This is a genomic window from Microcoleus sp. M2_D5, from assembly GCF_036701935.1.
Taxonomy (GTDB): Bacteria; Cyanobacteriota; Cyanobacteriia; order Cyanobacteriales; family Microcoleaceae; genus Microcoleus.
In genome coordinates this window covers 1-23,506 of sequence record NZ_JAUBRP010000072.1, presented here as the reverse complement: position 1 = coordinate 23,506, position 23,506 = coordinate 1, and the positions used below count along the sequence as shown (strand labels likewise).

Genomic DNA, 23,506 nt, shown 5'->3' with positions numbered 1-23,506 from the left:
GCTGTTACTTCTGAGGCCTTTCAAAATAGAACGGCTGAGGGCGGAACAACCAGCGATCGGTAATTTGGTGCGAGAAATGCAGCAAGCGCTGAACCTGTCTCAGCAAAAGTCGGCGGATGAATTAGGGATGACCTTTCTCGCGATTAATCGTTGGGAAAATGGAAAGGCTACGACTTGTCGCTTGCCACTCAAGCAAATTTACATCTTGCTGGATGAGTTAGGTAATTTGCCAGATGCAACGCTTCGCGAATGCAGTAAGGCACAGCGGCAAGATATTTTTCGGATAAGGAGTACAAAGGGTGAGTTTAGAGAGAATCAAAAGCATTTTCAGAGATATTCGACTACTTCCCTATGGTGTCGCGACTCTCTCCGTGGCTTTGGCACTGGCGCTAACCAGATCGCTTTTACCGTGGCTCTACCCAACCACGATGCCCCTGTTTTTCATCGCGGTGATAGTGAGTGCCTGGTATGGCAGTTTCGGGGCTGGCTTACTCGCAACAATTTTATCCACGCTGGCAATCAACTATTTTTTTATTGAGCCGTTCTATTCCTTACAGATATTTAATGTAGAGACAGTTGTTCGGCTGGGTATGTTTTCGATCGCGGCAGGATTGAGCGCTTCACTCAATCTATCGTGGCGCACGGCTGTAAAAAACGCGAAAGCAGCCTTGCAAACTTTACACGAGGCAAGGTCGCTAGAACAAAAAGCCCAGGTTCGGGGCGAAGCAGCGCAAACTGCGGCGACGGAGGCAAAAGAACAGCTAGAAACCGTACTTTCTAGCATCAACGATGGATTTTACATCCTCGATCGCGATTGGCGCTACACCTATGCCAACGATCGCTACTGTGAAATGATTGGAATGCCGCAGTCAGCGATTCTGGGTGAGAACGTTTGGGAGCTATTTCCGGCAGCCGTTGACACCGATGCTTACGTGCAGTTTCATCGGGCAATGCGCGAACAAACGCCGCTCCAGTTTGATTATCTCTACTCACCTTTGAAAGGTTGGCATGACCATCGAATTTACCCTTCGCCCAGTGGACTGACCGTTTTGCTTGCCGACATTACCGATCGCAAACAGGCGGAACTCCTGCTAATCGAGCAGAAACGACTGCTGGAGTCGATCGCATTCGGACAGCCACTCGACGACTGTCTGGCAGCCGTGTGTGACTCAGTATCCAGGCTGAATCCAGGTACCCGCGCGGGCTTCCTGCTAGCCGATGCTCAGCGCCTAACGTTTAACAGATACATTACTCCCGACTTTCCACCGTCTTTTGCGGAAGGACTTCAAGATGCTCCCATTAACGATTTGTGCATTGGAACCTGCGGCGAAGCAGTGTATAGCGGTCAGCCCGTGACCTGTGCCGACATTGCCAACGACGATCGCTGGTCGCAAGAATGGCGAAATTTATGCGTGGCTCATGGCATTCTAGCCTGTCATTCTCAACCCGTGCTCGGGCCGGACAATCTAGCTCAGGGGTCGCTGATGCTGTGTTTTAGCGAGGCGCGGATGCCGACGGACTGGGAATATAAACTAGCCGAGTTCGGCACCCAAGTTGCCAGCATCGCGTTGGAGCGCGATCGATCGTTCCAGGCGTTGCGCGAGAGCGAAGAACACAGCCGCAACATTCTGGAGAGCATAGATGATGGATTCTTTGCCCTTGATGAGAATTGGCGTTTCACTTACGCAAATCCCTCAGCCGAAATTCTGCTAGACCGCACTGCAAGCGATCTGATTGGGAAGAATTTTTGGGAAGAATTCCCCGGACTCGATGGCAGCGAGTTTGAGCTGATTCATCGGCGCGTGGCCGCCCAGCGCGTTGCTTTGTCAGTCACGGCGTTTTATCCCGATCACGATCGGTGGTATGACGTTCGCACCTACCCTGGCGCGAACGGGATTACCATTTATTTCCGAAATGTCACCGATCGAAAACAGGCCGAGGAGGTATTGCAACAACGAGAAGCAGAACTTCGTTTAGTCACCAATGCCGTGCCTGCCTTGATCTCCTTTGTAGACTCAGACCAGCGCTACCGCTTCAACAATCGAGCATATGAAGAATGGTTTGGACATCCGGCAGCGGAAATCTACGGCAAGCACCTGCCAGAGGTTTTAGGCGAAACTGCCTATGAAGGGATTCGTCCTTATGTTGAGCAAGTCTTGGCTGGACAGGAAGTGACCTTTGAAAGCCAACTTCCCTACAAAGATGGTCGAACCCGTGATGTCAATGCCACCTATGTTCCCCGCTTCAACAGCCAGGGAACAGTGGAAGGGTTTGTAGCATTCGTCAACGATATCACCGAGCGAAAACTTGCCGAAGCCACACTGCGGGAGAGCGAGGCGCGGTTCCGGCTGATGGCAGATGCTGCCCCTGTGCTGATTTGGATGGCTGACACGGATAAACTCTGTTATTACTTCAACGTCCCGTGGCTAAACTTTACGGGACGGACGATCGAGCAAGAAAGGCGCAATGGTTGGGCAGAAAAAGTCCACCCCGACGACCTCGATCGGTGTTTAGACACCTATGTGACTGCCTTTGATGCCCGTCAACCGTTCAAGATGGAATATCGCTTGAAACGCTTTGATGGCATATACCGTTGGATTATGGATGAAGGTGTTCCTCGCTACGGATTGGAAGACCAGTTCTTGGGCTACATCGGTTCCTGTGTTGATATTGAAGACCACAAACAAGCTGAGGAAGCCCTGCGCCAGAGTGAATCCCGCCTCCGCCTGATCTTTGAAAGCGTCACAGATTATGCCATTTTCACCATCGACCTTAACGGCATCATTGCCAGTTGGAACTCAGGGGCACAAAGGCTGTTGGGCTATACCGAGACAGAAGCAATTGGTTGCCCGATCCGGACGATCTTCACACCCGAAGATAACGAACAAGGACAAGCCGAGTACGAGATGCAAAAAGCTCTACTGGAAGGACGGGCCGAAGACGAACGCTGGCACGTCCGCAAAGATGGGAATCACTTTTGGGCGAGTGGATTGATGATGCCCCTGCTTAATGAAGCCGATCGTCCGCAGGGATTGGTCAAAATCATGCAGGACAAGACCGCACAGCGGCAAGCAAGTGAGCGACTGCAATTGCTGTACGAAACTACCCGCGATCTCTTGAATACAGAACAGCCTCTGGCTTTGATGGACGGGCTATTCCGCAAACTTGCAGTGCAACTCGACCTGCATTCTTACTACAACTTCATGGTGGAAGAAAAAGACAACCGCCGGATGCTGCATTTGAGAAACTATGATGGCATCTCACAAGAAAGGGCGCAGGCGATCGCCTGGATCGAATTAGGCCAATATCTCTGTGGACTGGTTGCCCAAACGCAGCAGCAACTTGTCTTGAATCAAGCCGAATTCTCCACTCATCCGAATGCTAAAGCCCTCTGTGAACTTGGCATCACGGCTTACGTCGGTCAACCGTTAATCGCTCAAGGGCAGTTATTAGGAACGCTCTCATTTGTTAGTCTGACTCGGACGCATTTCACGGCTGCAGAAATCGAGCTGCTGGGCTCTATCTGCGACCAGATCGCGATCGCTTTGGAACGGGCCAACCTGAACGATTCACTGCAGCAGCAAGCGGAACAGCTAAGACAGGCAAATCGCATCAAGGATGAGTTTTTAGCGGTACTTTCCCATGAATTGCGATCGCCCCTCAATCCCATCCTTGGATGGTCAAAGCTGCTGCAAACTGGCAAGCTGGATGCGGCAAAAACCGCACAGGCGTTAGCGACGATCGAACGCAATGCCAAGCTGCAAACTGAACTGATTGAAGATTTGCTCGATGTCTCGAAAATTCTCCAAGGTAAGCTAAGCCTGAATATTCGTCCAGTCGATTTAGCTTTAACTGTGGAATCGGCGATCGAAACTGTCAATTTGGCAGCAGCTGCCAAATCCATTGACATTCGGACTGTGTTAGATCCTCAGATCGGACAGACTTTGGGGGATTCGGGCCGTTTGCAGCAGGTTGTCTGGAATCTGGTTTCCAATGCGGTCAAATTCACTTCAGCCGGGGGGCGTGTTGAGGTGAATTTGACTCGTGTTGGCGATCGGGCTCAAATTACGGTGGCGGATACAGGGATTGGCATCGCACGGGAGTTTTTACCCTACGTGTTTGACTACTTCCGGCAAAAAGATGGCGCGACAACCCGCAAGTTTGGCGGCTTGGGATTGGGGCTGGCGATCGTGCGGCATCTAGTGGAACTGCACGGCGGTACTGTTGCGGCAGATAGCCAGGGTGAAGGGCAAGGGGCAACCTTTACCGTAAGTCTGCCCCTATCACCGAAGGTAAAGGGACAAGAAAACTCTCTGGCAGGATTTTCGGAACGATCGACTGCGGATGAACCGTTATCCGGGATGCGGATACTTGTGGTAGATGATGAGCCGGATATGCGAGAGTTGATTTCGTTTTTGCTAGAAGATGCGGGTGCAGAGGTACTGAGTGTTGCTGTCCCTCAAGAAGCGATCGCAGCTTTGAGTAATTTCCAGCCAGATGTCCTGTTGAGCGACATTGGAATGCCGGGGATGGATGGCTATATGCTGTTGCGGCAAGTGCGATCCCTGGAGCCCGAACGGGGTGGGCTGATTCCCGCGATCGCCCTGACAGCTTATGCGGGCGAGTTCGATCGACAGCAAGCTTTGCAAGCTGGATTTCACCGACATCTGGCAAAGCCGATCGAACCGGATCAATTAATTAAGACGATCGCCGCACTTCTTAGCAAGAACAGTCATGGCCCAGCAAGCTCTAAAAATTGATCCGAAGGATCTCAAACCGATCGAATATCACCACGCTTTTAAATTGCTCTGGTTAGGCAGGGATATTTGTATTAGATCGTGTTCGGTCGATTCCCTCCGCTTCGCGCCCTTCATCAGGTAGGGGCGGGTAAACCTGCCAATATCTGCCAACAATCTCCAATCTCAAAAACCCGCCCGGCCGGGATATTACGGTCAATCGCTCGGACATGATATGACATGAGAATCTATCAATTAATCCGGTTTCTAGTCTAACAGTGCGTAAGTCCTGATAATATAATCAATAATTTGGAGTGTCAAAAACAGACGATGGGAATCAACAAGCAGCAGCCTAGAATACATATAAAACCTTCACTGATTAAAGCCATAGCTCTGTTCTTTCTGTGCTGCTTGTTAACTGCAAGTTGCGGGCAAAGAACACGTCCATCGGTCACTGCGAGCGGCGAAAATGCCAATAACCGCGTTACTATTGGCACAACCTTGAAATTGCGGACGATCGACCCTGCGGACGCTTACGAAATTATCTCAGGGCAACTGCTGCAAAATTTGGGCGATACTCTCTACACTTACAAGTCGGGAACTACTGAGTTAATTCCTCACTTAGCGACAGCACTTCCCAAAGTTAGCCAAGACGGATTGACATATACCATCCCCTTGCGTCAAGGCGTTATTTTTCACGATGACACACCGTTTAATGCCGCAGCAATGGAGTTTTCCTTGCAGCGGTTTATCAAAAATGGCGGCCGTCCGGCTTTCTTGTTGAGCGATGCCGTAGAATCTGTGAAAGCGACGGGCGAATACGAATTAACTTTTCAACTCAAAAAGCCTTTTGCTGCTTTTCCTTCCCTATTGACATTTGCCGGGACTTGTGCAGTTTCTCCGAAAGCCTACGAGATTGGCGAGGGTAAATTTAAACCCGATACGTTTGTGGGAACGGGACGCTACAAGTTGGCGAAGTACGGCAGCGATTCTCTCAAGTTTGATGTGTTTGACAAGTATTGGGGAGAAAAACCGCTTAATCAAGGAATTGACCTTTTGCTGCTTTCTAGTCCCTCTAATTTGTTCAATAGTTTTCGGACTGGTGCAGTTGATGTGGCTTATTTGTCTCTGGATGCAGACCAAGTTCAAAGCTTGGGCGAGGGAGCAAAACAAGGGAAATGGCAGGAAATTGCGGGGGAAAGCAGTACGGTTAGTTACATGACGCTGAATACTAAGTCTAAACCGTTGGATAAGTTAGAAGTGAGACAGGCGATCGCAGCAGCGATGGATCGCCCCCTGATTAATGAGCGCGTACTGCGCGGACAAGCACAACCGCTTTACAGTCTGATCCCTACAACCTTCGACGTTCAAAAACCGGTTTTTAAAGAACTGTACGGAGATGCCAACACGACAAAGGCTAAGGAACTTTTAACGAAAGCTGGATACTCAGCCACCAATCCTTTTGTTCTGCAACTTTGGTATCCTTCAGCTTCCACAAAACGAGCTTTAGTCGCGAGTCTGATCGAGGCGCAAACTAAACTCAAAATGGACGGGATAATGCAGGTAGAAATTAACAGCGTTGAATCTCCGACTTTGTTTCAAAACATAGAGAAGGGAATTTATCCTGCGGTTTTAGTGGATTGGTACGCCGACTTTTTCGATGCCGATAATTACATTCAGCCGTTTTTAGATTGTGCGACGGGTTCGGCGGCTGGGGGCTGTGAAAAGGGTGCTAGCCAAGGTCAGGGTTCGTTCTATTATAACGATCGGGTCAATGAACTGATCGACAAGCAACGAAAAGAAGCAAATCCTGAAACCCGCAAAGCTCTGTTTGCGGAAATTCAAGACATACTAGGTCAAGATGTACCTTTCATCCCTCTTTGGCAGGATAAGGACTATACCTTTGCTCAGAACAGCATCACCGGAGTCCGTCTCGAACCGACGCAATCTTTTCCTTTTTGGTTCCTGAAAAAGCAATAATTATTTACAATAATTTTGGGGGAGTTGAAACGTCAATAATTATTGCATATTTTGTGCACAACAGGGTGATGATTGTCACAGTTTATCAAAGAGACCGATCACCCAACCCTCTTTAATAATGTGCGATATTATTAACAGAGAGATATTGCTGAGGGTGGTATATGAAATTTGGGATTTTAACAACAACAGGGGTGCTAATTGCGATCGGTTTGGCATCGGGAGTAAAGGCAGAAAACGTATCCCACGTCAAGCAATTATTAGAAACTAAAAAATGTAGCCAATGTGACTTGACAGGAGCGCAGCTTGCTGGTATCAATCTGAGCGGGGCAGATTTGAGCGGTGCGAATCTGAGCGGTGCAAATTTGAACGGTGCAAATTTGAACGAAGCCAAACTGAACGAAGCAAATCTGAAACAAGCTAAATTGCAAGGTGCGAGTTTAATTGCTGCTAAAATGCACGGGGCTAATTTGGAGGGTGCTGATTTGAGCCGCGCTAATCTGAGTTTGGCGGGTTTAGTGATTGCGAGTTTGAAAAATACCAACCTCACCAGCGCTAATTTAATCGGTGCTAATTTAGAAAGCGCCAATTTGGCGGGTGCAAATCTGAGAAATGCTCGCCAGTCTGTAGCCAATTTAGCGAATGTCAGCCTCAGAGGTGGCAGTTTGTCGGGAATCGACGTACAGGGAGTCAACTTGCGGGATGCAAATTTGACCAATGCAAATTTGAACGGTGCAAATTTGAACGGTTCGGACTTGACAGGTGCCAATTTAAAGAATGCCAATATGGCAAATGTAGATTTGAAAAACGCTTCTTTGCCCTAGGACGATCGCCACTTGCTATATCAAATTCTGGTGCTTAACAAGCTTAATATAATAAGGTAGGGGCAATTCTGAAATTGCCCCTAAATTTTTAATTGTAGGATTTATCTTGTTTCCCGTCGCTGCGTAGCGTAGATGATTGTTCGGTGTGCGAAGCTTTTTCTTGGCGTCTGCGATTGCTTCATATTTGGATCTAGGATCAATCTGCCTCGTGAGCATCTTGGGCGAAGCGGATAATGTCATCATCGCCGAGGTATTCACCATTTTGGATTTCAATCATCACCAAGGGAATAACTCCTGGATTTTCTACGCGGTGAGCAGTATTCATGGGAACGTAGGTTGACTGTTTCTGCATGAGAATCGTCTCTTTGTCGTCGCAGATAACTTTAGCGGTACCGGAGACGACAACCCAGTGCTCGCTGCGGTGATAGTGCATTTGGGTGCTGATGTGATGCCCCGGCTTGACTTCAATGCGATTGATCTTATAACGATCGCCCGCGTCTATGACTGTAACTTGACCCCAGTAGCGGGTTTGTGTGCGATCGTCAATTTTTTCGCTTGTCTCCACTGTTTCCACCATGCTGTTTATCTCGCTAACGGTGTCTGTAAAAATATCTGTAGTTGAAAGTATAGCAGGGATAGGGTAAGTGCGATCGATTTAAACATTACTGAATTAGTCGCCATTCGCGAGCATCCACAAACTGAGACAAATGCCCCACATTTGTTGTAGCAATTACCACCTCATTCCCTTCATTTGCCTCCAATATTGCTTGATCCGCCAAAATCACATCCCCGTCAAGTGCATTAGGTTCTGCTGTTTGTCTTCCTCTGCTTCGTGCTTCGGCCCACAACTGAGCGGCCAAAAGCATTACTTTTGTAGTCAAAGGACGGTAGGGAAGTTGCGATTTAAGTTCATCAAGTCGTCTAATACCTGCCGCCTTACCTGCACGAATTAATTCGCGCCTCACCTCATAGTCAGCAATTTCAGGGAGCATTACAATGTAACCTTTCAGCGGCAAAGATTGCAGCCAAAGTTGCCCCTCTTGATATAAAGGAGAGGCGGCTTTGGGATTTGTAACAATTCCTAAAGGCCCAGAATCTAACAACACTATTCTGTTCGTGGAATGCTCTTATATATGCACCGGGTTTTCTTCTAGTGCCTTGCGGAGAAATTCAGCGGTTTCTGTTTGCTCCTGTTCATCTCCATCGTCTACCCAAGACTGTAGCAGCTTGCTCAGAGCTTGGTGCTGCTGTACGGGATCGATTGTCTTAATTTCGTCTGTAGCTTTTATCGAAGTATCGGGGATACCTGGCTTCATTGTTACTGTGGAGCGAAATAGCCGAATCATCTGAAGTAAGTTTGGCCAATATTCTCTCGGAGTTTGCTGAATCTCCCGCAAAAAATCTACAATTTCTTCGCCTCTGCGAGTTTCTGGCGCTGAAGTTGCTGTCGCTTGGCTTACGCTGATTAAAACTTGTTCTGACATAATTACTTTCCTCCGCTCTCTTATTTATATTATGTCCGGTCGATCGACCACGATCGGAGTCTGGAGCGAGTTTCACCAACCATCTATGTCGCAAACAAACAATACAATAAACTCGCCCCTTCCAAAAGCTTCACCTGTAACTGGTTCCCAGGCTATTGCCTGGGAACGATCGAACACCTACGCTTTGCGCGAACGACGGCGAATCAGCACGCTCATCACCTGCTTCGGATTAGCCGCACGCTGTACGGGACTCCAATCGCCGACTTGGGCAAATCCCAGCCGGTACAAAGTCAGTATGGTTTCCCTGACACCCTTCGGCGAACCGACAACCGTTAACAGCACTACATCCTGTTCGGATATTGCTGAGTCTGAATTTGGGCGATCCTCTTCGAGGGCTGCGCTAACGTCCAAGTTATCGTCAGACAAGAATTCCTGTGACATATTATGTTCTCCTGGTTTTGGGTTTTCTAGGAAAACCCAAAAACCCAGCCGCCCCGCATTTCAACACATAGCAGGGCGGCTACAGAGAATGTTAAGATACTCCGTTAGCCTCCAGACTGCCTGTTTCAGTTTGGCGGTTATGCTGTCCATTGCTGCTCCAACAGCTTTGGGCAGTGCAACTAGATTTTTGGGCGACGCGGGCTGCCTTCTCTACAAGCAAAGCAACCTCTCACTTCAAAGCGTAGCCGCAGAGGGGGCGGCTGTCAATCCATTGTGGATTTTAAATTTTGGATTTTGGATTCAAGCATAGTCCTAGACGCACGAGCAGTAAGAAACCGGGTTTTTGCCCAGAAGAGGCGTTACAGCCGATAGCAACTGTAAAAAACCCGGTTTCTTTGAGTTTTAACCGCAGATGTCGGCAGATATACGCCGATCGACGCAGATGAATACAGCCGCCGTACTTTTTACTTGCTCAGCACACCATCGGGAATCCCCAAAATATCCTCAATGCGAGGCATATCTTCCAAAGCAATCACTCTGCCTTCATCCTCAAAACCAGCAATTCGATCGAAATTCAAATACCGATACAAATCACCAGCAAAAGGATCGATTCTCTTCGACACAATGTCATTGTATTCTTGGACTGTAGGAATGCGACCTAACAGCGAACAAACTGCCGCCAATTCGGCTGAACCGAGATAAACTTGCGCGTCTTTGCCCATGCGGTTGTTAAAGTTGCGAGTAGAAGTTGAAAAAACCGTTGTCGCATCTTTAACCCGCGCTTGATTGCCCATACAAAGACTGCAACCGGGCATTTCTGTACGCGCTCCAGCGGCTCCAAAAATGCTGTAATAACCTTCTTCTTTGAGTTGCTGTTCGTCCATCCGAGTTGGCGGACAAATCCACAGGCGGGTTTTGACTTCCCCTGCACCTTCCAACACCTTCGCTGTGGCGCGGTAGTGACCGATATTTGTCATGCAAGAACCGACAAATACTTCGTCAACCCGATCGCCCGCAACCTCACTCAACAACTTAACATTATCCGGGTCGTTGGGAGCAGCCACGATCGGCTCTTTAATCTCGTTCAAATCGATTTCGATGATTTCAACGTACTCCGCATCAGCATCAGCTTCCAGCAGCACCGGATTTGCCAGCCATTCCTCCATCTTCGCTACCCGGCGCATCATCGTCCGCGCATCTTGATAGCCCCGCGCCACCATGTTTTTGAGCAGCGCGACATTGGAGCGAATGTACTCGGAAACAGTCTCCACGCTCAATTTAATCGTGCATCCGGCGCAAGAACGCTCGGCCGTCGCATCGGTCAATTCAAAAGCCTGCTCGACTTTCAAATCGGGCAAACCTTCAATCTCCATAATCCGCCCAGAAAAGACATTTTTCTTGTTCTGTTTCGCGACGGTTAGCAAACCTTTTTGAATCGCCACATAGGGAATTGCATTCACAACATCCCGCAGGGTTACTCCGGGCTGCAATTCGCCTTTAAACCGCACTAAAACTGATTCCGGCATATCCAAAGGCATGACGCCCAAGGCTGCAGCAAATGCCACCAATCCCGAACCTGCAGGAAAGGAAATTCCCAAAGGAAAACGAGTGTGAGAATCGCCGCCAGTTCCCACTGTATCCGGCAATAACATCCGGTTCAGCCAAGAGTGAATAATGCCGTCTCCGGGCCGCAAAGCTATGCCGCCCCGCTGAGACATGAAATCGGGCAATTCATGGTGAGTTTTGACATCAACTGGTTTTGGATAAGCGGCGGTGTGGCAGAAACTTTGAATTACCAAATCGGCGCTAAATCCCAAACAAGCAAGTTCTTTCAATTCGTCGCGAGTCATTGGCCCGGTGGTATCTTGCGAGCCGACTGTTGTCATTACTGGTTCGCAAGATGTACCGGGGCGAACGCCGGACAAACCGCAAGCTTTGCCTACCATTTTTTGTGCTAAAGTAAAGCCTTTTCCCGTATCTACTGGGATTGTAGGACGAGTAAAAATAGTGCTGGGTTCTAGTCCTAAAGCGGCGCGGGTTTTGTCGGTTAAAGTTCTTCCAATTAATAGCGGAATTCGGCCGCCGGCGCGAACTTCGTCTAGAATTGTGTCGGGTTTTAGGGTGAAGGTGGTGATGATTTCTCCGGCTTCGTTGGTGATTTCGCCTTTGTAGGGATGGATGGTAATTACCATTCCTGTTTCCATTTTGGAGACATCGCATTCGATCGGCAATGCGCCGGAATCTTCAGCGGTATTGAAGAATATCGGGGCGATCGCACCTCCTAAAATATAACCGCCGCTGCGCTTGTTCGGCACAAACGGAATATCATTGCCAATGTGCCAGAGCACGGAATTAATCGCCGATTTCCGCGACGAACCGGTACCGACAACATCACCGACGTAGGCTACGGGATGGCCTTTTTGCTTCAAGTCTGCAATGGTTTGCAAAGCCCCAGGCATCTTACTTTCGAGCATCGCCAAAGCGTGTAGGGGAATGTCCGGCCGCGTGGTAGCATGAGGTGCAGGCGACAAGTCGTCAGTATTGGTTTCTCCAGGAACTTTGAAGACTGTAACGGTAATCGCTTCTGGCAATACAGGACGGCCTGTAAACCATTCGGCATCCGCCCAAGAATCTACTACCTGCTTGGCGTAGGGATTTGTATCAGACAAAGCTATAACGTCGTGGAAAGCGTCGAATACTAACAACGTTTTGCTCAGTGCCCGGGCGGCGGTGGCGGGAATGGCGGTTTCGGCAGTGGGGTTGAGCAAATCGATTAAAGATTGGACGTTGTAACCGCCCATCATTGTCCCCAGCAGGTAAACTGCCCATTTGGGAGCAATTAGGGGGCTGTGGATTTCGCCTTTTGCAATGCCAGTTAAAAAACCAGCTTTGACGTAGGCGGCGCTGTCTACGCCTGGGGGGACGCGATCGCGCAATAATTCTATTAAGGTTTCTTCTTCTCCTGCCGGCGGATTTTTCAGCAGTTGGCACAGTTCCGACGTTTGCTGGGCGTCTAGCGGCAGCGGTGGAATTCCCTCACGGGCACGTTCGGCCTCGGTACGGCGGTAAGATTCAAGCATTTCTCCTCTCTCCTCGGATAGTATTCGGTGGTTGGCAAGTAGGTGACTTTACTTTTTAGATTAGGAGCTTCCGCTGCACATTGGGTAAAGTACCTCGCCATACATCAAAACTTAACGCAACTTTAAAAACAGTAGATTTTCATACCAAAGACAGATGTGTTCTCCACCGGGAGTGCAGGATATCAAACTCCAGCCCAGCAGTTTAGGGGCGTTCAGTTGCATAGTTCTGGTTAAGATTAATGTGTGGATGCTTGCTGTCGATCGACAGCAAGCATCCATCCCTGACAACTAAAGCTAGGGAAGCATTTGTCAATCAGCAATTATGCTCAAAATATACTCGGATTGTGGGTAGAAAACTCAAATTCGGGCGATCGAGGAATCATGCCGGTCGCCATATTTATGCCCACCCACTCCCAAATCGCGAATTTTCTACTCCTAGAAAAGCAGTTTTTTTGAGTAATCTTACTGATTGACAAATGAAATTAAGTCTTCAGTTGTTACTAATGCTCTGCGTCTGAAATCGTCATTTACCACAAGTTTAAAAAAGTTGTCCTGCTAATGGATCGATTAAACAATGGAAAGTTTTATCCCTGAAAACTCTGAAGACTGTCACGGCTGGGCCTCCAAGCCAGACTTGTACAAAGAGCTGCAAGGAACCAAAGAATTACTGCTGACGATCGCCAACTCGATGCCAATACCCCTGATCGTGAGCAGTCTGGGGGACGGCACAATTATTTATAGTAACGATTTATGTCGTCAGGCTTTCGGGTTCACAGGATTTAAGTCGATCGACCGCCAAAAAGCCGAAATGCTCTACCACAAACCTGCAGAGCGCCAGGAATTGCTGTTGCGGCTAGCCCGCAACGGACTGGTACGCGAGACAGAAGTCCGGCTTAAAAAAGCTGACGGCACGCTGTTTTGGGCAAGTGTATCGATGCGGTATCTGACATTGGTGTCGGGGAAAGCTGTTCTGTCGGTGTTCAGTGACATTACGGATCGGAAGCGAGCGGCCGCCAAGGAGCAGGAATTGCTCGCGTCAATCCACTCGCGAGCCCGCCAGCAAGCAGCAGTAGCTTACTTGGGGCAGCAGGCCCTGGCCGAAACAGATTTGTCCGCACTGATGGACAAAGCTGCGGTTTTAATTGCTCAAACCCTGGACGTTGATTATTGCCAGGTGTTAGAACTGTTGCCCTCCGGTCATGCTTTTATGCTGCGAGCGGGAGTTGGCTGGCAGCCGGGCCTCGTCGGCAGCGCTACTGTTGCCGCTTCTGCCCGATCGCAAGCAGGTTACACATTGCTAGTGGGCGAACCGACAATCGTCGAAGATTTGCGGGTGGAAACGCGCTTTAGCGAGTTGCCGCTACTGCACAACCACCGGGCTGTCAGCGGCGTTACTGTAATTATTCCCGGCAATCGGGGACTCTTGAGGAACTGGGGACAAGCAGAACCAGCGAACAGTTCCTCCTCGCCGGCCTGGGGCATTTTGGGGGTTCATACCAGCCAAGGGCGGGTTTTCACTCAAGATGACGTTTATTTTGTAGAAGCGATCGCCAACGTGTTAGCTGCGGCGATCGAGCGGATTATATCGCAAGAGCGCTTACAAATGATGGAACGGGCGATCGAAAGTTGCAGCAACGGCATTGCAATCACCGACGCAACCGTAGCAGATAATCCGATTATTTATGTCAATCCGAGTTTTGAGCGGATTACTGGTTATAGCAGAGACGAGTTAATGGGCAAAAATTGCCGATTTTTGCAGGGCACAGACACTGATACCCCCGCTGCCAAAGAATTGCGAATTGCGATTGAAGAAGGCAGAGAAGCTCAAGTTATATTACGCAACTTTCGGAAAGACGGCACGCCTTTTTGGCACGAATTGTCGATCGCTCCGGTTTACAACTCGCGGCGACACTTAACCCACTTTATTGGAGTACAAACAGACATTACCGACCGCCAGCGTTCGGAAGAAGAATTATTTTTAAAATCTCAAGCTTTAGCAGCTTTTAGCGCTAATCTCAAACACTTGCACCGGATTACAACTTATCATTATCAAAATTTTGAAGAACTGGTTGACGATTATCTCACAGCCGGCTGTTTGATGTTTGGACTTTCTATGGGCATCATGGCTGAAGTTGAAAGCGAGACTTTTATTGTCCGAGCCGCTAAAACAGAGTTAGAATACTTTGTGCGAGGCTTAGAATTGAACCTCAGCGATACTTACTGCGCTGCAGTCATTAAACTTAACAAAACAGTTGCGTATTCTCATATCGGAGCAAATATTGAGATGCGCGAACATCCTGCTTATCAGAACTGCAAGTCTGAATCTTATATCGGAACGCCGATATTTGTCAACAATAAAACTTACGGCACGTTGAGTTTTAGTTCGCACGAAATAAAGAAAAGAAATTTCAAGTACGAGGAAATAGAAATCATAGAATTGATGGCTCAAAGTATTGGGAAAATTCTGGCGGTTCACCAAATGGAAGTCGAACGCCAGCAGGCTGAAAAAGAGCGATGGGAGTTGATAGTATCTCTCAAAGAAAGTGAAGAACGCTATCGCCGTTTAGTAGAACTATCTCCCGAAGCGATCGCCGTTCACAGTCAAGGGAAAATCGCCTACATCAATGCTGCCGGGGCGAAACTCCTCGGTGCAAGTTCTCCCGAAGCGCTGATTGGCTTTCCCATATTGCATTTCGTCCATCCAAACTATGTGGAAATAGCCACAGAGCGCATTCGGCTAGTCGAGACAGAAAATCAGCCGCTCGACCTTGCCGAACAAAAACTAATGCGGCTCGACGGACAAATAATAGACGTGGAAATGGCCGGCATCCCCGCTACTTATCAAGGCTCGACGGCCGGCCAGATTATTATCCGAGATGTCACCGAGCGCAAGCGAGTAGAACGGCAACTGCTGCACGGCGCTTTTCACGATGCGCTGACTGGTTTGCCCAACCGGGTTTTGTTCATCGACAGGCTAGGACAAGCCATCCGCAGATCCAATCAGTCCCCCGAGTACAAATTTGGTTTACTTTTCCTAGATTTAGACCGGTTCAAAGTAGTTAATGATTCTTTAGGACACGTTTTAGGAGACAAACTGCTAATCGCCCTCGCCCAGCGACTGCAAACCTGCGTCCGGGTTTCTGATACCGTCGCCCGACTGGGGGGAGACGAATTCACGATCCTGCTAGACCACATTCAGAGCCTCAGCGACGCCACCCTCGCAGCTAAAAAGATACAAAAAGAACTGACGAAGCCGTTTCATCTCGAAGGGCACGAAGTATTTACCAGCGCTAGCATTGGCATTGTTTTCAGTCGAAGCGAAGCCACCGCCAGTGGCGAATCGAATTCGTACACTCACCCGGAAGAATTCCTACGCGATGCTGACATCGCTATGTACCGCGCTAAAGCTTTGGGTAAGGCCCGCCACGAGGTGTTTAATTTGGCGATGCACGACCAAACTATGTCGCTGTTGCAGTTAGAAACTGACCTGCGGTTGGCTATTTTGGGCAAGGAGGAATTAGGAGAGAGCAAAGACCAATGTTCGCACTTTATTGTGCACTACCAACCGATTGTTTCGATCGCCAGCGGTGCGCTCGAAGGTTTTGAAGCCTTGGTGCGCTGGCACCACCCAGTTCGGGGTCTAGTTCCGCCGTCTACTTTTATCCCTGTAGCTGAAGAAACAGGTTTGATCGTGCCTCTGGGAGCCTGGGTGTTGCGGGAAGCTTGTCAGCAATTGCGGATTTGGCAAGAAATGTTAACGAAGGAAGACGGAAGAAGTCCGATTGAAGTCGGAACAAGGAACAGGAAAGAAAGAATCGGTAAAAAATTACCAATTCCCAGTTACCAATTCCCGATTAGCGATTTCCACTCCTCTATTACCAATTCCCAATTCCCAATTCCCAATACTTCGGCTACGTTCGGTACAACTTCCCAGATACCAATGCCGAATTTTAAATTACCCATTATTGCTCCTTCGCAATTAACAATGAGTGTCAATCTCTCTCCTAAACAGTTAGGTTTCCCAAATTTAATCGAGGAAATCGATGAAATTTTAGCAGAAACTGGCTGGGATCCGAGCTGTTTAAAATTGGAGATTACTGAAAGTGCGATCGTGGAAAATGTGAAGAAAGCCAATATTGTGCTAGCCCAATTAAAAGCTAGAAATATTCGATTGTCGATCGACGATTTCGGTACTGGGTATTCGTCTTTGAGTTACTTGCACCGTTTTCCGCTGGATACACTGAAGATCGATCGATCTTTTGTGAGTCGCTTGGGGGCTGTCGAAAATGGTGACGGCGGGGGTCAGCCTTTGCAAATTGTGCGGGCGATCGTAACTTTGGCTCACAATTTGGGATTGAATGCGATCGCCGAAGGTGTAGAGACAGCCGAACAGTTATCACAGCTTCGAGAACTAGGCTGCGAATTAGCTCAGGGATATTGGTTTTCTAAACCTTTGGACAGTTCTGCAGTGACAGAAATCCTGATAAATCTGGGTAATATAGAAATTATGGACTGAGTGACGTAAAGATTGGTCAATGATGCCTCACCCGGTGAAGACATTTTTGCTACAAACTCACAATCTCAAAACTGATGCACCAGGGAACAAATGGTGCATCAAAATTAGATTTTTGGTGATGATATCAAATTTGTTAGCATCGGAATTATTCATATATCTCTTCTCTGCATCTGCGTGAATCCGCGCTAATCCCTTGTCATCTGCGGTTAAGGAATTATATTTTTAAAACCGCAGATGGGGGCAGATAAACACAGATTAACGCAGATGAATTATATCGAGTCGGGTTGCACCGTCGGTGATTGTTGATTGTTGATTGGATTTTATCGGGACTACGCTACCGGAATTGATATAGTTGAGAATTACCAAACTGACGCGCAGTAACGCTTTCGCAATTGCCAACTGCCAATTACCACTTACCAATTCCCTATTAACAATTAGCTTTGAGGGGAATCTCGATCGCCAATTCTGTACCCTGTCCTGGCGAAGAAGTGCATTTCAGCGACCCGTTGTGTCTGTCTGTAACAATTTGATAGCTAATTGACAAGCCCATCCCGGTGCCTTTACCCACAGGTTTAGTGGTAAAAAACGGGTCAAAAAGCCGAGTGCCGACAGTCTCCGGTATTCCCGGCCCGTTGTCAGCAATCCGAATGATTACTTTGCCCCCTGGCGATAGTTCAGTGCGGATGCGGATGTTGCTCGGCTGTTGCCGCTTTTCCTCAGCAGAACGGCGCAGATCCCGTTCTTCTAAAGCATCCAAAGCATTGCTCAAGATGTTCATAAATACTTGATTTAACTGTCCGGCATAACATTCTACTAAGGGCAGTTGCGCGTATTCTTTAATTACCTCAATTTCTGGATGGTTGTGTTTAGCTTTGAGCCGGTGCTGCAAAATCATCAGGGTGCTATCTATGCCGTCGTGGATGTTGACTGCTTTCTTTTCAGCTTCGTCCATGCGGGAAAATGTGCGGAGAGAAGCAACAATTTGTTGAATTCTGTCTGCACCGACTTTCATTGAAGAAAGCAACTTTGGCAAGTCTTTCATCAGAAAGTCGAGTTCAATATTGTCTACTTCCTCTTGAATTTCCGGGACTGGATCTGGATAGTGGTTTTGGTAAAGTTCGATCAGGTGTAGCAAGTCTTGGGTATAGTCGTTGGCGTGGCTGAGATTGCCGTAAATAAAGTTAACTGGGTTATTGATTTCGTGGGCAACTCCTGCCACAAGTTGACCGAGACTTGACATTTTTTCATTTTGAATTAACTGCGATTGAGTGCTGGTTAATTGCTGCAAGGTTTGTTCTAATTCGAGAGCTTTATTGCGAGTTTGGGCGTAAAGATCGGCTTGGTTGAGGGCGATCGCCAATTGAACTGTAACCGCTTGCAATAATTCTACTTCGTCGTCACTCCAGGGTCGCACAGCAGCGGAGTGGGCGCAGGTAACAACGCTCACTACTCCCGAAAGTGCCTGCATCGGAATTGCCAAGACAGATTGGTAGCCCAGAGAGTTAAGAGACTTTCTCCAAACAGGGTCTGCAAGCGCTCCGACATCATCGATTTGCAGTGTTTCTAGACGCAACATCTGTTCTCCTATAGTGCCGAAGTCAGAAGCTTTATAGGAACCTATTAAATCGGGAAGTTCTATTCTGCGAGATTCTTGAATAATTTCCCAAAAAGCCTCTTCTTGTTCGCTGCGATACCAGGAAAAATAGCACCTATCGATCTGCATGAAAGCCCGAATTTCTTGGACTGCGACGGCAATAATGCTGTCGAAATCGAGGGAATTGCGGATTTGAGTCGTGAGGTTGTTGAGCAGTTTTTCTCGCTCTGCCTGCTGTCTGAGTCGGGATTCCGATCGCCTCAAGGCAATTTCTCCCCGCTTGCGATCGGTAATGTCTTCGGTAATTGCTAATAGATATTGCGGTGTGCCATCAGCATCGAGTATGGATGTTTTCTTGCTGTGAAATATCCGCGTTTCTCCTCGGCTCGTTTCTATCTCTTCTTCGGCGATTTCTACAATTTGCCCGCTGTTGAGCACTTCCCGGTCTTTGGCTGTGAAAAAATTAGCTTGTTGTGTTGGGAAAAAGTCGTAATCATTTTTGCCGATAACTTCTGCTGCACTGAAACCCAGTAACTGTTCAGCTACTGGGTTCCACAGAACAAACCGCAGTTCTCGGGCATCCTTGGCAACCACTGCTACGGGTATGGTTTTGAGCACTGATTCCATAAAATTTTGAGCGTGTTGCAATTCGGCTTCTGCCTGTTTGCGACCGCTAATATCTCGGACGTTGGCAATGATGCTGAGATTGCCGTTGAGATTAATTCTGGACAGGGCAATTTCTGCATCAAAAGTTGAACCGTCCTTGGGACGCCTCGCTTTCCATTCCACGCGACCTGTTTCGCCTGCTAATACTCTTTCCCAAAGTTCTTCCATTTGTTCAATGGGATTGTCGGCGCTTGAATAGTCGTTTTTAATTGATAATTTTGTTGCTTGTTCCTGGCTCACTCCGTACATTTCTAACATTCGATTATTGACATCTAGAATGTTGCCTTCTAAATCGTGAATGAAGATAGCATCGTAGACATTGTTAAATATGGTTCGCAGGTTTTGCTCGGAAACTTGCAGCGCTGCTTCTGCAAGTTTTCGATCGCCAATTTCTTGTTCTAATTGGGTGACTGCTTGGGAAAGTTCGGCGGTGCGATCGCTCACTCTGTCTTCTAACTCGACTGCTGCTTGTCGCAGTGCTGCTTCGGCGGCTTTGCGATCGGTAATGTCGATCGCCGTACCGAACAGTTTTACCACCTTGCCGTTCGCATCGGTTTCGGTTTTGCCCACGGCGTTCAGGTGTCGCAATGTGCCGTCGGGACGGTAAAAACGGTAGTCAAAATCAAAGGGAATGCCTGTTGCGAGGCTCTGCTGTACTTGCGTTTGCCACAATTCCACATCTTCTGGATGATACCAAGAGATTTGCTGCTCTAGGCTGGGCGCTGCCTGTGCCGGTTCGAGCCCGAAGATGCGGAAGAGTTCTTCCGACCAAGTGACGGTATCCGTGGCTGGGTAGAATTCCCAATTGCCCACGTGGGCGAGTCTCTGGGCTTCTTTGAGCTGCTGCTGGCTCTGGCGGATGGCGGTTTCGGCAACTTTGCGATCCGTAATGTCGAACAATACGCCGCAAAATACGATTTCGCAGTTCTCGCTGCGGGTGGGCGTGGAGTCGCCCTGCCACCAGCGAATCTCGCCGTCGGGCTTGACTAACCGCCCTTCGTAGTGCCACAGGGAGAGGTTTTCTATGGCCTGGTTCACCGAAGCGATGTAGCTTTCCAAGTCTTCGGGGTGGACGCGGGAAATGAATGTATTGATGTCTTGCATCATTTCTGCTGCTGTGACGCCGCTGATGTCGAAGATGCGATCGCTCATGTAGTCAATGCGCCAAACTCCGTCACGGTTGCAAAACTGGAACAGAGCTCCGGGCATGGTGGCTGCGATCGTCCGAAACTTGGTTTCGCTAGCCGTGAGGGCGGCAAAAGTCTGGCGCAGTTCTGCCGTGCGTGCTTCTACTCTGCGCTCTAGTTCTGCGTTGGCGTGTTGCAAGGCTGCTTCTGCTCGCTTGCGATCGGTAATGTCGGTGGCTGTACCCGTTGTGCCGAGGCAGTTTCCGGTTTCGTCGTACAGGGCGATGGCGTTAAACATCAAATGTTTCATGCTGCCGTCTTTGGCGATTTGGGTGGTTTCGTACTGGAAAACTGATTCTTCGGTCAACAACTGGGCGAAAACTTCTAAATCTTTCTGGCTTTGTTCTGGTGTCATAAAGTCGGAGAAGAGCCGACCGATCATTTCTTCTGGTTCGTAACCGTAGATGTACTTAACTGCTGGGTTGACGAAGGTGTAGCGTCCTGAAGCATCGACCGACCAAATCATGTCTTGGGAGGTTTCTACCAGGCTGCGGTATTTGCTTTCGCTGGCTTTGACGGCTTCTTCTGCTTGTTTGCGTTCCGTCATGTCGCGGGAGACGCCGACAGTCATGACGATTTGCCCGTCTGCGTTGCGGATCGGTGTTTTGACGGTGCTGAACAGCCGCACTTCTGAGTCGTAGCGCGTCACCGGTTCTTCCGAAATTTGGAGAGTCTGTCCGGTGTCAAATACGAAGGCGTCATCTCTGACGTACTGCAGAGTATTGTCTGGATCGGCGAAAGGTGCATCTACGATGCCTTGAAGTTCCTCTTCAGTCATGCCGTAATAGTCGCGGAATGCTTGATTTGCCCAAACAATTTTCGATTTGGGGCCTTTGACTAATACCATATCGCCGATCGAATCGAGAATTTGGTGATATTTTTGCTCGCTGTCGCGGAGTTTCTGCTGCGTGGATTCGATTTGTGCTATTTGCCTCTGGGTTTGCAAGTGCAGTTCGGCTTGGTGGATGGCAACTGCTAAATGGTCGCCTACTTGTCTGGCAAATTCGATTTCGTCTTCTTGCCACTGGCGGGGTTGACCGCAGGAGTGAATGCACAGCAATCCCCACAAATGTTTCCCTTGCAGCAGCGGTACGACTAAGTTGGCTCGGATTTGAAATCGCTTGAGGATTTTGAGATGACAAGGGCTCAACCGGGCTTTGTAGATGTCCGTGACTGCTTGGACGTATCCTTTGGCATAGTTGGCGGCAAATTGTTCGCCGAAACAGTAGTCGCGGACTCTGGTTCCCAAAGATGGGCTGTATTGGGGCAGTACGTCTTCGGACACTACTTCGCCCTCATTCCATTCGGATTCGGGAAAGAAGCGGTAGACGGCGACTCGATCGGCATTTAGGAGTTGCCGAACTTCGGTGGCTGTGATTTTGAATATTGTTTCTAAGTCTAGGGATTCACGAATTTTGCCAATCACTCCCATCAGCGCTTGCAGCTTTTTGAACCAGGTTTGAGACTGCGTTTCTCTTTCTAGGTGAGCTAGTTTCTCGCGCAGGTTGATTACTTCGTGATACAGGTATTCATGAAACATAATGCTTTTTATTTAGTTATTTTGCGGTTTGGTATCGAGGTTGATGGCATCTCAATAGTGTTCTGCAAGTTGAGCCTGGTAACTCAAAAAGGCAAAGAACCTATTCTCCTCATTCTGCTAGCACTTAGCATCTACTCAGGCTGCATTTCCGTATTTTTTCGAGATTGGGAAGTCCATCGAGCGTCTTAGCTTCCGTATATTTACTGAATAATTGGCATAATTTGCTACTTCATCAATTGTCAATTATTGAGAATAATGCTAACAAAACTTACACATAAACCCGGTTTATTAACGCAATCAAGTCAGGGAATCTCCGAAAGTGGAAACCAGAAACCCGGTTCCCTTTCGCGATCGGGAGGATCGTCTCTGACTAATTTTGACATTTTTTTTGCTCGCCTTCCGTTTCAATTGTCACCTTTTTATTATTACCGCAACCTCGATTAATGATTTCCTTGTTTTGCCGAGGGAATATTCTGTTGGGCTCGCCTATTTTAAAATTTGTTTGAATTTAGGCGATCGCCTTTTCTAGAGTTTTAAGTAATGCTCGATTTATCTCTGCTAAATTAGATTTTTTACAATCTTTAGGATCTGCCAACGTTTTAAATATTTTTCCTTGCCTTCTCGTTATTTTATCCGAGAGATGGGATTTTTTAAATTGATTTAAATTCACCGAATCAGAGGTTAGTTTTCGGTAAAACAGTTGAGGTCGTTGCAGGCTGTGGTTAAATTTTCTTAACTCAATTCTTATTTCCTACCGCAACGCGCCCCCACGCGCGGAGACTTTTTGCCTCCCGATTTTTGCGATTTTTGACAATTGTAAAAATTTTAGATAATACAAATATTTAGGGTATCACATTTTGGGAGAAAGTAAAGGTATTTCAAGCTAGATCGATATAAATGGCGATCGCGAGGATTAAAGTTTGGGCGAAGTAATGATAAATTACGTAGAAACTCGCATTTCGCTTTCTACCTTTAAAGTGCCAGGGTGTTGTTGGAGAATGCGATCGCGAGTGAGAGATCGGCCCAAACCGACTGCTTCTGCGGTTGGTTTAGTAGTGAAGAAAAGATGGCAGATTTTTGCTTTAATTTATAGAGAAACTCTGATGGTATTGTCGCGCCAACGAAGTTCAACTGCTTTGGCAAGTTTTTGCGTTTTTACCAATTCTTCAAGAGTAAATTTTATGTCGATCGATCGGTTCCTTGCGACCATTTTTCGGCTTGTGACATACAGCCTAACAAACACGATCGATGATATGTATCAAAGCGCGGTTGAAATCCGAGAATCCTACTTCCGACAGACAGATCGCACTGTCATACTCAATATAAATTACTATATTGAAGTGGCGATCTGCTGCTACAAGCAACGAAATGCTACAAACTTAGGATCGCGAATTAAATAACTTAGAATTTTAATTGTTATTGTGGGATGGGCGTCGGGCCCGTCCTTAAAAGACGGGCCCG

The 23,506-nt window shown here is 48.0% G+C and carries 13 protein-coding genes; 7 read left to right on the top strand and 6 right to left on the bottom strand.

The window, feature by feature from the left end; genetic code table 11:
- The first annotated feature begins 299 nt into the window (after positions 1-299).
- From QUA50_RS23715 to QUA50_RS23705, 3 genes are all read left to right on the top strand, one after another.
- Positions 300-4,760 (top strand): PAS domain S-box protein, encoded by a 4,461-nt coding sequence (locus QUA50_RS23715; protein ID WP_333259601.1) that lies wholly within the window; start codon positions 300-302, stop codon positions 4,758-4,760.
- A gap of 306 nt (positions 4,761-5,066) precedes the next feature.
- Positions 5,067-6,716, top strand: a complete 1,650-nt coding sequence (locus tag QUA50_RS23710) for an ABC transporter substrate-binding protein (RefSeq protein ID WP_333259598.1) — start codon at positions 5,067-5,069, stop codon at positions 6,714-6,716.
- Between the two features lie 161 nt (positions 6,717-6,877).
- A complete protein-coding gene (locus QUA50_RS23705) occupies positions 6,878-7,537 on the top strand; it encodes a pentapeptide repeat-containing protein (RefSeq protein WP_333054004.1) in 660 nt (219 codons plus the stop codon).
- A 196-nt stretch (positions 7,538-7,733) separates the two neighbouring features.
- Here QUA50_RS23705 and QUA50_RS23700 read toward each other — a convergent pair whose 3' ends face one another.
- The 4 genes from QUA50_RS23700 to QUA50_RS23685 form a co-directional block, all read right to left on the bottom strand.
- Positions 7,734-8,114, bottom strand: coding sequence for a cupin domain-containing protein (locus tag QUA50_RS23700; RefSeq protein WP_445242800.1), 381 nt, complete (start codon positions 8,112-8,114; stop codon positions 7,734-7,736).
- Positions 8,115-8,199: 85 nt separating this feature from the next.
- The gene (locus QUA50_RS23695; RefSeq protein ID WP_333259593.1) at positions 8,200-8,643 is read right to left on the bottom strand and encodes a nucleic acid-binding protein; all 444 of its coding nucleotides are present in this window, start codon (positions 8,641-8,643) and stop codon (positions 8,200-8,202) included.
- A gap of 21 nt (positions 8,644-8,664) precedes the next feature.
- Entirely contained in the window at positions 8,665-9,021 is a 357-nt protein-coding gene (locus QUA50_RS23690; protein ID WP_333259590.1) for a hypothetical protein, read from the bottom strand.
- 177 nt (positions 9,022-9,198) lie between these two features.
- Entirely contained in the window at positions 9,199-9,462 is a 264-nt protein-coding gene (locus tag QUA50_RS23685; protein ID WP_333259588.1) for a hypothetical protein, read from the bottom strand.
- An 88-nt stretch (positions 9,463-9,550) separates the two neighbouring features.
- Here QUA50_RS23685 and QUA50_RS23680 point away from each other — a divergent pair, with 88 nt between their 5' ends.
- Positions 9,551-9,772, top strand: coding sequence for a hypothetical protein (locus QUA50_RS23680; RefSeq protein ID WP_333298887.1), 222 nt, complete (start codon positions 9,551-9,553; stop codon positions 9,770-9,772).
- A 154-nt stretch (positions 9,773-9,926) separates the two neighbouring features.
- On the opposite strand, the gene acnB is transcribed toward QUA50_RS23680, so the two are convergent.
- On the bottom strand, positions 9,927-12,542 hold the full coding sequence (gene acnB / locus QUA50_RS23675; RefSeq protein ID WP_333259585.1) for a bifunctional aconitate hydratase 2/2-methylisocitrate dehydratase: 2,616 nt from the start codon (positions 12,540-12,542) through the stop codon (positions 9,927-9,929).
- A 154-nt stretch (positions 12,543-12,696) separates the two neighbouring features.
- On the opposite strand from acnB, the gene QUA50_RS23670 reads away from it, so the two are divergent.
- A complete protein-coding gene (locus tag QUA50_RS23670; protein ID WP_333259582.1) occupies positions 12,697-12,834 on the top strand; it encodes a hypothetical protein in 138 nt (45 codons plus the stop codon).
- A gap of 282 nt (positions 12,835-13,116) precedes the next feature.
- Positions 13,117-17,058, top strand: a complete 3,942-nt coding sequence (locus QUA50_RS23665) for an EAL domain-containing protein (protein WP_333259579.1) — start codon at positions 13,117-13,119, stop codon at positions 17,056-17,058.
- Positions 17,059-17,485: 427 nt separating this feature from the next.
- Here the strand turns inward: QUA50_RS23665 and QUA50_RS23660 are convergent, their stop codons facing one another.
- On the bottom strand, positions 17,486-22,045 hold the full coding sequence (locus QUA50_RS23660) for a PAS domain S-box protein (RefSeq protein WP_333259576.1): 4,560 nt from the start codon (positions 22,043-22,045) through the stop codon (positions 17,486-17,488).
- 932 nt (positions 22,046-22,977) lie between these two features.
- Here QUA50_RS23660 and QUA50_RS23655 point away from each other — a divergent pair.
- Positions 22,978-23,445, top strand: coding sequence for a hypothetical protein (locus QUA50_RS23655; protein ID WP_333259573.1), 468 nt, complete (start codon positions 22,978-22,980; stop codon positions 23,443-23,445).
- Positions 23,446-23,506: the final 61 nt, after the last annotated feature.

Bases quoted from the DNA above. Each gene is read 5' to 3' on its own strand.
- QUA50_RS23710 (WP_333259598.1), top strand. From the start codon at position 5,067: ATGGGAATCAACAAGCAGCAGCCTAGAATACATATAAAACCTTCACTG.
- QUA50_RS23705 (WP_333054004.1), top strand. From the start codon at position 6,878: ATGAAATTTGGGATTTTAACAACAACAGGGGTGCTAATTGCGATCGGT.
- QUA50_RS23700 (WP_445242800.1), bottom strand. From the start codon at position 8,114: ATGGTGGAAACAGTGGAGACAAGCGAAAAAATTGACGATCGCACACAA.
- QUA50_RS23690 (WP_333259590.1), bottom strand. From the start codon at position 9,021: ATGTCAGAACAAGTTTTAATCAGCGTAAGCCAAGCGACAGCAACTTCA.
- QUA50_RS23685 (WP_333259588.1), bottom strand. From the start codon at position 9,462: ATGTCACAGGAATTCTTGTCTGACGATAACTTGGACGTTAGCGCAGCC.
- QUA50_RS23680 (WP_333298887.1), top strand. From the start codon at position 9,551: ATGTTAAGATACTCCGTTAGCCTCCAGACTGCCTGTTTCAGTTTGGCG.
- acnB (WP_333259585.1), bottom strand. From the start codon at position 12,542: ATGCTTGAATCTTACCGCCGTACCGAGGCCGAACGTGCCCGTGAGGGA.
- QUA50_RS23670 (WP_333259582.1), top strand. From the start codon at position 12,697: ATGTGTTCTCCACCGGGAGTGCAGGATATCAAACTCCAGCCCAGCAGT.
- QUA50_RS23665 (WP_333259579.1), top strand. From the start codon at position 13,117: ATGGAAAGTTTTATCCCTGAAAACTCTGAAGACTGTCACGGCTGGGCC.
- QUA50_RS23660 (WP_333259576.1), bottom strand. From the start codon at position 22,045: ATGTTTCATGAATACCTGTATCACGAAGTAATCAACCTGCGCGAGAAA.
- QUA50_RS23655 (WP_333259573.1), top strand. From the start codon at position 22,978: ATGATAAATTACGTAGAAACTCGCATTTCGCTTTCTACCTTTAAAGTG.